This is a genomic window from Frondihabitans sp. VKM Ac-2883, from assembly GCF_015350875.1.
Taxonomy (GTDB): domain Bacteria; phylum Actinomycetota; class Actinomycetes; order Actinomycetales; family Microbacteriaceae; genus Frondihabitans.
On the sequence record NZ_JADKSF010000001.1, the window covers coordinates 677,200 to 686,804 of the forward strand.

General features: G+C 69.1%; 7 protein-coding genes and 1 pseudogene. 7 read left to right on the forward strand and 1 reads right to left on the reverse strand.

All coding sequences use genetic code 11. The features are described 5' to 3' along the window. Positions 1 to 166: 166 nt before the first annotated feature. The 7 genes from ITJ49_RS03440 (at position 167) to ITJ49_RS03470 (ending at position 9,046) form a co-directional block, all read left to right on the forward strand. Positions 167 to 871: a GAF and ANTAR domain-containing protein gene (locus ITJ49_RS03440; RefSeq protein ID WP_194601310.1), complete on the forward strand. Its 705-nt coding sequence runs from the start codon at positions 167 to 169 to the stop codon at positions 869 to 871. Between the two features lie 20 nt (positions 872 to 891). Then, the gene (locus ITJ49_RS03445) at positions 892 to 1,638 is read left to right on the forward strand and encodes a GAF and ANTAR domain-containing protein (RefSeq protein ID WP_194601312.1); all 747 of its coding nucleotides are present in this window, start codon (positions 892 to 894) and stop codon (positions 1,636 to 1,638) included. After that, positions 1,635 to 2,309, forward strand: a complete 675-nt coding sequence (locus ITJ49_RS03450) for a hypothetical protein (protein WP_194601313.1) — start codon at positions 1,635 to 1,637, stop codon at positions 2,307 to 2,309. Before ITJ49_RS03445 ends, ITJ49_RS03450 begins: the two co-directional genes overlap by 4 nt. Before the next feature lie 213 nt (positions 2,310 to 2,522). Beyond that, positions 2,523 to 3,758 carry a sensor histidine kinase gene (locus ITJ49_RS03455; protein ID WP_194601316.1) on the forward strand — a complete coding sequence of 412 codons (1,236 nt, stop codon included), beginning with the start codon at positions 2,523 to 2,525 and terminating at the stop codon, positions 3,756 to 3,758. Then, positions 3,755 to 4,816 (forward strand): hypothetical protein, encoded by a 1,062-nt coding sequence (locus ITJ49_RS03460; protein ID WP_194601320.1) that lies wholly within the window; start codon positions 3,755 to 3,757, stop codon positions 4,814 to 4,816. The genes ITJ49_RS03455 and ITJ49_RS03460 overlap by 4 nt, the downstream gene beginning before the upstream one ends. A 37-nt stretch (positions 4,817 to 4,853) precedes the next feature. Continuing rightward, positions 4,854 to 6,479, forward strand: a complete 1,626-nt coding sequence (locus ITJ49_RS03465) for a CDP-glycerol glycerophosphotransferase family protein (protein WP_194601322.1) — start codon at positions 4,854 to 4,856, stop codon at positions 6,477 to 6,479. A 62-nt stretch (positions 6,480 to 6,541) separates the two neighbouring features. Continuing rightward, positions 6,542 to 9,046: a glycosyltransferase gene (locus ITJ49_RS03470; protein WP_194601325.1), complete on the forward strand. Its 2,505-nt coding sequence runs from the start codon at positions 6,542 to 6,544 to the stop codon at positions 9,044 to 9,046. Positions 9,047 to 9,347: 301 nt separating this feature from the next. On the opposite strand, the pseudogene ITJ49_RS03475 reads toward ITJ49_RS03470, so the two are convergent. Next, a pseudogene (locus ITJ49_RS03475) lies at positions 9,348 to 9,605 on the reverse strand (hypothetical protein); the annotation flags it as partial.

Genomic DNA, 9,605 nt, shown 5'->3' on the forward strand with positions numbered 1-9,605 from the left:
CGCGCGTTCGACTCGAAGCAGACCGGGCAGGCGCCCACCACGGCTAAGGTGAGGCACGGCCGACACTTAGGCCCAGCGCTCCGTGACCCGATCACGGGATGAACGCAGGCTCCTGGAGGCCCCATGACGACGCACCGAATCGTGCCAGCGGGGCCCCGGTGCGCCTGTGGTTGAGCGGCTCGACTTCTCGGATGCGGCTCTCGCTCTGGCGCAGGCGTTCGAACCGGATTCCGACCTCTGCGGCCCGTTCGTGGCGGCGATCGGTGTGACCGGTGCGGCCATCTCGACCCTGGGCGACCCTCTCGGCTCCGAGACCATCTGCGTCACGGACGACTCGGCCGCCCAGTGGGACGAGATCCAGATCGACCTCGGGGAGGGGCCCTGCTGGGAGGCGCTCTCGACCCGCCTTCCCGTCTTCGAGCCCGACCTGCAGCACTCGTCGGAGACCTCGTGGCCTCTGGCCCGGCAGGCTCTCTGCGAGACCGGGCTGGCGGCGGTGTTCGCCTTTCCGCTGGTCGTCGCCGGCATCAACGTCGGGGCCATCGACCTCTACTCGCGCGTCTCGGGGGCGATGAGCTCGCGGCAGGTGGCCGACGCGAGTCTGCTGTCGACGATCCTCGCCCGGCAGGTTCTGCGCCGATCACTTCTGGCGGTGGAGAGCGAGGACGAGGATGCTGGAAGCAGCGCGGGCGACTACTCGCGCCGCGAAGTGCATCAGGCGACCGGAATGGTGCTCGCGCAGATGGGCATCACTCCGGTCGATGCACTCCTCGTTCTTCGGGGCCACGCCTTCGCCAGCGGGCGCCCGGTCCGCGACATCGCCGCCGATGTCGTGGCACGCACACTTGACTTCACCGCCTTCGACAATTGATTCCAGGATTTGAGGAAACCGTGTCCGATTCTCGCGAGACCCTTCTCGTTCGCACCTTCGTGACCCTCGCGGACTCCCTGGTGGCCGACTACGACATCATCGACCTGCTGCAGACCCTCGTCGATCGCTGCACCGACCTCTTCGACGCATCCGCTGCCGGCATCATTCTCGGCCCGGACGACCGGCACCTCGAAGTGATCGTCTCGACGGGCGAGGCGAGCCGCAGCATCGGCCTCATGCAGCTCCGGGCCGGCGAGGGGCCCTGCGTCGAAGCGGTGACGAGCGGTCGGGTGGTGTCGGTGACGAGCAGGGCTGAGATGCACGACCGGTGGCCCACCTTCGCCGACGCGGCATCCGAGACGGGCTACGTCTCGGTGCACGCGATCCCGCTTCGCCTCCGCGGGGAGACGATCGGATCGCTGAACCTCTTCCGCGACCTCGAGGGCGCCCTCAACGACTCCGATGCCACCGCGGCTCAGGCCCTGGCCGATGTCGCGACGATCAGCGTGCTGCAGGAGAGAATCATCCGCGACAGCACCATGGTCCGTGAGCAACTTCAGCGGGCCCTCGACAGCAGAGTCGTCATCGAGCAGGCCAAGGGCGTCATCTCGCACACCCACCAGCTCGACATGGACTCCGCCTACCGCCTGATCCGCTACCACTCCCGGTCCAGCCAGACGTCGCTGTCTGCCGTAGCCGCCGGTGTCATCGACGGCAGCGTGAAGATCGAGCTGCCGACACCGCCGCGGGGAGCGAGCGCGCCGTGAGTCGGGCGGCCGGGTCGGAACGTGCGCGACGCGGAGCCGGGATCGCGCTCGCACTGCAGGCGGTCGTGCTGGTCGTGGTGGCGGGAGCCCAGGATCCTGCGCTCCGCCCGGTCACGGCAACCCTCGGGGGCAACACGGCCCACCTCGTCTCGCGGGTCGACGTCGGCATCGCGTTCGCCGTGGTGGTCGCCCTCCTCGCCCTTGCGAGGTTCGTGCCGCCGAGGTGGGCAGCGTGGGTCGATCCGCTGCTGACCACCCCGATCGCGGTGTTCGTGGTCGCTGAGCTCAACGGTGTGAGAGACGTCGGGGCGCTCGTCGGCATCTATGCGCTCGCGTCGGCCGGGGTGCTGTTCAGGATGGTGCAGGCGGTCAGCGCCCGCGAGAGGGCCGTGGCTGGAGCAGGTGCCGGCGGTGGCACGGGCTCGCGCCGGGCGCTCGGTTACGGCGCGGCGGTCGGAATCGTGCCGTGGGGCATCGTGGCGTTCCATCAGGTCGGGGCGGGAATCGTCGGGAGCCCGGTCGGCGTCACGATCGTGCTGCTCACGCTGCTGGCTCTGGCGACTGCGATCGGAGAGTTCGTCGCTGTCTGGCGGGGCTCCGCGATCGTGGCGACGAGTGTGCGCCTCGTCGGTCTGTCGGCCGTGGCGTGGGTGGTCGTCGCGGCGGTCTGAGCCTGCCTCGATCGTCAACCGTTCGGAGGTGAGCGGGGGTCGCGGTGCGCCGCGAAGTGGGGGCGCGATGCCCCTAAGTGGGTTCGTGCGCCGGCGAGACGCAGCATTTACGGTTGAGCAACTTAGCCGGGGAGGCGGGTCTTGATCGTGACGGGCAATCCAGTGCACAGAGGAATCAGCGTGATTTCGTCCTCTGTCGTTTCGCGATGGCCGGTGCCCCGGGTTTCCGCTTCGGGCCGGATCGTCGATGCCGGAATGCGTCGGTTCGATCGTCTCTTCGACCTGATCGTCGGCGGGTTCGGCGTGCTCTACTCGCTGCAGACCGCCGATTCGTTCGTTGCCGATGCCCCGTCGTTGGCGGATCCGCTCGGCGGCGTCGTCATGTCGATGGTCGGCCTCGCCATCCTGGCGGGGCTCGGCCCTCTCGTCGTACCGGCCCGCGCCAGGCTGTTCTTTCTGCTCGGTGCGGCGGTCTACGCGGGTGCGCTGCTGCTGTGGGCAGCTACGTTGACGCCGCCGGTCTCGACGGATCCCATGCCCTGGTTGATCGCCCTGTCGCCCGTCGGCGCCGCGTACCTCGCGCGGGGCGCCCGCTCCCGTGTCGTGCCGATGGTGTTCGCGTTCGTCGTCAGCGCTCTAGCGAGCATCGGTCTCAGGATCCGCGGCGACGTCGCTCTCTCCGACGTCGCTGTGGACGGCCTGTTCATGGTCGGCCTCTCCCTCGTCCTGGTGTTGCTGCTCGGCACCGTCCGCCACCGGGTCGTGTCCGCCGCGAACAGGCAGCAGTTGGCGGTCGACACCTTCGCGGCGTCGCAGCTCGAAGATGCGACCGAGCACGAGCGCAACCGAACCGACGCGCTGCTGCACGACGCCGTGCTGACCACGTTCCTCTCGGCGGCTTCGGCGGGCGACCCCGAATCGGAAGACCTCGCGTCGCGGATGGCGGCGAACTCGTTGCGTGTGCTGATGCACGTCAACGCGGTCGGCCGTAACGAGCAAGTCCTGCCGTTCGGGCAGGTGCTCGCCCAGCGATGCGAGCAACTCGGCATCTGGCTGAGCCACTTCGACCAGGATCTGACCGCGGTGGAGGTCGTGATGCTGCCCCCGGAAGTCGCTCACGCTGTCGTGGGCGTGCTGGCGCACTCGCTCGCGAACAGCGTGCAGCACGCCGAGGGAGCCACTCGGCGAACCCTTCGGGGCCACCCGCTGGGATCCGACGGCATTCGACTCATCGTCGAAGACGACGGGTGCGGGTTCGACCCTGGCGCGATCGGGCTGCAGGGCGGTGGGCGCGGGAACGAGTCGGCTCGGGAGCTTCGAGCCCTGGAGGGGCGTGTCGATGTCGAGTCGGCCCCGGGAGCCGGCACCCGCATCGTCTTGAGCTGGGGTTCGGTGGCCATCGTCGGCACCGACCTCTATACCGAAGAAGAACGACGGGTGCTTCCATGATCAACGTCCCGAGGTGGCTGACTCTCGGCCTGGTCACGAGTTTCGCGCTGTTCGCGATCGTCTTCGGTCTCGTGGTCGTGGTGTCGAAGCCCGAGGTGGTGCAGCCGGCGATCGGACTCGCGCTCTTCGCGACCGCGTTCACCATGTGCGTCTTCGCGCCCCAGAACGCCGTTCCGTCTCACCGCCGTGCCGGCTTCATCGCGATCGTCGGGCTCCTGCTTCCCGTTCTCGGGAGCGCCGCCCTGAACCCATCGACGGACTCGTTCTCGAACGGCGCCTGGTACGTCAGCGGCGTCGTGTGTCTGGTCGTGGAGTTGCTGCTGCGTCACCGCCAGAGACTCGCCTGGCTGGTTCTGGCTGGGCTCGTCGTGCAGACCCTCGTCTGGGCCGGCCCGTGGGGTCTTCTGCACTTCGGAATCATCGCCACGATCTTGATGGTGGCCGTCGTCACCGTTTCGGCGTGGGCGATCGGGGTGACCGGCGCGGAGATCTCCCGGCACGTCGAATCGGAGCGCCAAGCGGCGACGTGGCGCGCCGCACAGGAGGCCTTCCACGCCGAGCGCCAGGTGCGCCTCGGCACCACCGCGCTGGTCGCCGCACCGATGCTCCGGGCCATCAGCGACAAGCGCGGTCGACTCACCGCGGAGGACCGGGCGGAGTGTCGGCTCCTCGAACAGACCATTCGAGACGAGATCCGCGGACGTCAGCTGCTGAGCCGCGAGATCCGCGAGCAGGTCATGCTCCATCGACGACGCGGGGCCGTGGTCCAGGTGAACGACGACGGCGGCCTCGACGACCTCGACCCCGTCGATCTGGAGCGCCTGCTCGGGCAGGTCGCCGCAGCGATCACAGGGCTGACCTCGGATCGGATCATCATTCGCACGGCGCCTGCCGATTCACCCACCGCTATCACCGTGGCGGCCATGTCGGTCGACCCCGTGGCCGTCGCGCTCGGCCTCGACGGAGAAGACGACCAGGTCGACCTCTGGCTCGAGCTGCCGCGGGCTGTCGCCCCCGAGCCGAGCCCTCGCGACGCCGTCAGCATCACGACGCCCTGATAAGCCCGAGGGTCGAAAGCAGTAGTCTCGACCTGCCATGGCCACCCCCACCCTGACCTCGCTCCGTCGCACGGCACGCCGGGCGATGGAGGTCGAGTCGCGCGCCTTCTGGCGGCGGCGTCCGGTCGATCGGCGAGTGGTCTTCTTCGAGTCGTTCGACGGCAACGGCGCCCTCTGCAATCCCGAGGCGATCTTCCGAGCACTCATCAAGGATCCCGGCTTCGCCGACCTCCGCTTCATCTGGTCTCTCCGGCCCGGGCACGATCACGACCTGGTCCTCTCCGAGTTCGGAGGCGACGCCCGGGTCCGGTTTGTGGAGCCCGGCTCGAAGGCGTACGCCCGAGCCGTGTCGACGGCGGGGTACCTCGTCACGAACTCCACCTTTCCGCGCTGGTTCAGCCGCCGCGACGGCCAAGTCGTGCTGAACACCTGGCACGGGACGCCGCTGAAGAAGATGGGCTTCGACATCGACGACCAGCCCGCCCGGGTCGCCAACGTGCTGCGCACTTTTTTGCACGCCGACTATCTGCTCTCCAGCGGCGACTACATGACCGACACCCTGTATCGGCAGGCGCACCGGCTCGACGGGCTGTACGACGGGCGGGTTCTACAGCTCGGGCTGCCCCGGGTCGACGCTCAGTTCGCCGACGCGGGGGAGCGCGAGGAGACAATCGCGGCCCTCCGGGACGCCGGCCTCGACCTCGACGGACGCCGGCTGGTGCTGTTCGCACCGACGTGGAAGGGCACGTCGTTCGTGCGCCCCGACGATCCCCGGATCCTCGTCGACCAGGCCCGCGACCTGCAAGACCTGCTCGGTGACGACTACCGGGTCGCACTCAAGGCGCATCAGGTCGTGCACGACAGCGTGAGCGAGCGAGCGGGCACCGGTCTGCTCGTGCCGAACGACCTGCCGACCAACCGCGTGCTCGCGGTCACCGACCACCTCGTCACCGACTATTCGAGCGTCTACTTCGACTTTCTGACGATGGGTCGGCCCGTCCACTTCTTCGTGCCCGACATCGGTGACTACGGCGACTATCGGGGCCTGTATCTCGAGCCGTCGACCTGGCCCGGCCGCGTGACGACCACCCTGGCCGAGCTGGCCGAGTCGGTTCGGGCTCCGCTCGACGAAGCGGGTGTCGAGCGACTCGCGGCGGCACGGCACCGATTCGCTGGCGACGACGACGGGCGCGCAACGGCACGGGTCGTCGAGGCGGTGTTCCGCGGTGTCGTCGACCCCGACCGGTCGCGAGCCCTGAACGAGTCGACCGCACCTCGCGTGCTCCTCGTCGCCGGTGGCCCGACCGACCGCTGGGATCCCGCCGTCGCCGACCGCGAGATCGCCACGATCGACCTCGACACGACCGACCTCACCGTGCTCGTCTCCGATTCGCGCAAGCGGGAGTTCATCGCGTGGCAGAAGAGCCAGGACCGAAGGATCCGCGTCGTCGTGCGGCAGGGCGGCCTCGAGGGCTCGAAGCTCTGGTCACTCGCCGCTCGCGTCACTGGCCGGCGTCCGCCCTCGCAGTGGCGCGCCGAATTGCAACGCCTCTTCGGCCTCAGCCGATTCGACGCGGTCGTGGTCGCTACTCGGCACCCCTTCTGGGTGGCTCTCGGCGAGACCGCCAAGGCTGACGTCCGGCCCGGCTCGGCGCGTTCTTAGGCGTTTCTCTGCCAGTTCACGGTCTAATGCTCCGGGGGCAGTGATCCCCGCGAGGAGATCCCATGAACGTGCCGTCCGTACTGAACCGCACCGCCCGCATCGGGCTGAAGGCCGCCCGAATGGAGGCGCTCGCGCGATTTCGGCGTGACACGATCCGCGACGACACCGTGCTCTACGAGGCGTTCGCGGGCACCGGCCTGCTCTGCAACCCCGAGGCGCTCTTCCGCGAGCTGCTCGACGCCCCCGACTTCGCGCACCTGAAGCACGTCTGGGTGCTCGACCGAGCGCACATCGACGACGAGGCCACGCTCCGGGAATTCCGCCGCGATCCTCGCGTGCGCTTCGTGCTCCGCGAGTCGCTCGCCTACCTCCGCGCCGTGTCGACCAGCAAGTACCTGATCAACAACGCGACGTTCCCGCAGTGGTTCTCGAAACGGCCCGGTCAGGTCTACCTGAACACGTGGCACGGCACCCCGCTCAAGGCGATGGGCTTCGACATGCCGGGTGGGGCACGGCAGTCGGGCAACACCCTCCGCAACTTCGTCGCCGCCGACTACCTGCTCGCCCAGAACCCGTTCATGACCGAGACGATGTACGGCTCGGCCTACAAGCTCGACGGGTTCTTCCGGGGCCGGATCCTCGAGGAGGGCTACCCCCGAGTCGACCACCAAGAGCTCACCGAGGCAGACCGGGTGCGCGTCGTCGACGAGCTGGTCTCGGCGGGCCTCGCCATCGGCCGCCGCCGCGTCGTCCTCTACGCGCCCACCTGGAGGGGCGAGTCGTTCGGCGACCCGTCCGACGACATCGAGCTTCTGCTCGCCCGGGTCACCGACCTGCAGGCGAGGCTCGGCAGCGACTACGTCGTTCTGCTCAAGACCCACCAGATCCTCGAGCGCTTCGTCGGCGGCAACCCGCAGCTCGCTCGGGTGCTCGTGCCGGGGCGCATCCCGACCAACCGACTCCTCGGCGTCGTCGACACCCTCATCACCGACTACTCGTCGATCTTCTTCGACTTCCTGGCGACAGGTCGCCGCATCGTGTTCTTCGCCCCCGACGCGTCGTCGTACGGCGCCGATCGCGGCATGTACTTCGAGGCCGACGAGCTCCCCGGCCCGGTCTGCTCCGAGATCGTCGACGTCGCCCGGGTGATCACGGCCCAGGATCCGGCGGACCGCGAGCTCCGCACCGACGTCCGTGCCGCCTGGCAGGCCCGCTTCGTGCCCCGCCCCGAGCACAGCGCCGCTCGCGTGGTCGACGTCGTGTTCCGAGATCGAACCGAGGGGTATCGGATCCTCAGGCCGTCCGCCTCGGCCTCGAACCGCACCTCGGTGCTGGTGCACGTCGGAGACCTCGCCTCGAACGGGATCACCTCGGCGGGACTCAACCTCCTGGCCGCGCTGCCGACCGACCGCTACGACGTGAGCATCGCCTACACGGTGACCAAGTCGCCGCAGCAGGTGCACAACGCCGACGCGGTGGCGGGATCGGTGCGGCACTTTCGCCGCGAAGGCGGCATGAACGGCCCGAAAGCCCAGCAGTTGCGACGCCGGCTGCTCTACCGCCGCGGAGTCGCCGGCGCGCACGCGGCCGATGCCGGGCAGCAGACCCTCTGGGACGACGAGTGGACGCGGTGCTTCGGATCGTCGACCTTCGACTTCGTCGTTGACTTCAGCGGCTACAGCCCCTTCTGGGCGACGCTGCTGCTGCACTCGCCCGACGCACCGCGCTCGATCTGGCTACACAACGACCTCGCCGCCGAGGTGGGGCGCGAGGTTTCGGGCAAGCGACCGCTCGCCGTCAGCCTGCCGGCCCTCTTCGGCCTCTACCCGTCGTACGACTCCCTGGTGGCCGTGTCGCCGGCGCTCGCCGCGATCAACCAGCGGAAGCTCCCGCCCACGGCTCTCGGGTCGCGCACCATCGACTCCGCGGTCAACCTCGTCGACGCCTCGAGGATCCGTCGGCTCGCCCCCGCACCCGTCTTCGAGGGCGAGCCGCTGCCCGCTGACGGCGCGGTCCCCGAGTGGGTCGAGGCCCTGGGGCGCGACGACGACTCCGTCTGGCTCGTCACCGTCGGTCGCTACACGCGCGAGAAGAACCAGAAGCGGCTGCTCGCCGCGTTCGCGGCGGTGCGCTCGTCGTCCGCGGAGGGGTCGAGGCTTCGGTTGCTGCTCGTCGGGCACGGCCCGCTCGAGGCGGAGCTCGAGGCTGAGATCGACCGGCTCGGGCTTCGCGGCGTCGCGTTTCTCACCGGTGCCCTGCGCAATCCGTTCTCGGTGTTGCGCGCAGCCGACTGCTTCGTGCTCTCGAGCGACTACGAGGGCCAACCCATGGTGCTGCTCGAAGCGGCGACTCTCGGTCTGCCGATCGTGTCGACCGAGTTCGGGTCGATCGCCGACGCGTTGCCCGAAGGCGTGATCCACGTGGTGCCCGCCTCGGTCGACGGCCTCGCCGAGGGGATTCGCGCGTTCCTGCGCGGCGAAGTGACCTCCCAGCCGTTCGATGTCGACGCCTACAACGCGATGGCGCTCGGGCAGTTCGGTGCTGCGGTCGGCTTCGCTCGGGTCTAGGGGGCTCGGCGCCGTTTAGTCGCGTTTCGCGGGTCTAGTCGCGGTATTGCGCGACCAAACCCGCGAAACGCGACTAGGAGCGCGGGCCCCGGGCCGATCGGCGTCGACCCCGGGCAGCGGAAAGCCCGCCGCACCCGAGGGTGAGGCGGGCCCTATCGGGCGCCCGGAGGAATCCGGTCTCCGGGCTGATCCCCCGCCGATGCGCCAGCGGGAGACTCCTGGCCGCCTAATGGAGGGGCGGGCTGGCAACTGACGAAGAGCCCGCCGCTGGGATGCGGCGGGCTCTACGTGGGAGGGGGTGTTACTCGGTGATCTGGGCGCTGATGGTGGCGACTCCGACGAGGAGGTCGGCCTTGACGGCGTCGGTCTTGAAGGTGGAGTTCAGCAGTTTCGCGGCGACGCCGGAGACGTGGACGGTGGTGCCGGTGAGGACGCCGTTCTTGCCGTCCATGGTGAGGGGCTTCAGGGTGCCGCCGTGGAGGGAGAAGATGTAGGCCTGCTGGACGGCCATCTTGCCGTTGACGAGGACGTCGCCGTAGAGCTTGGAGTTACCCGGGTT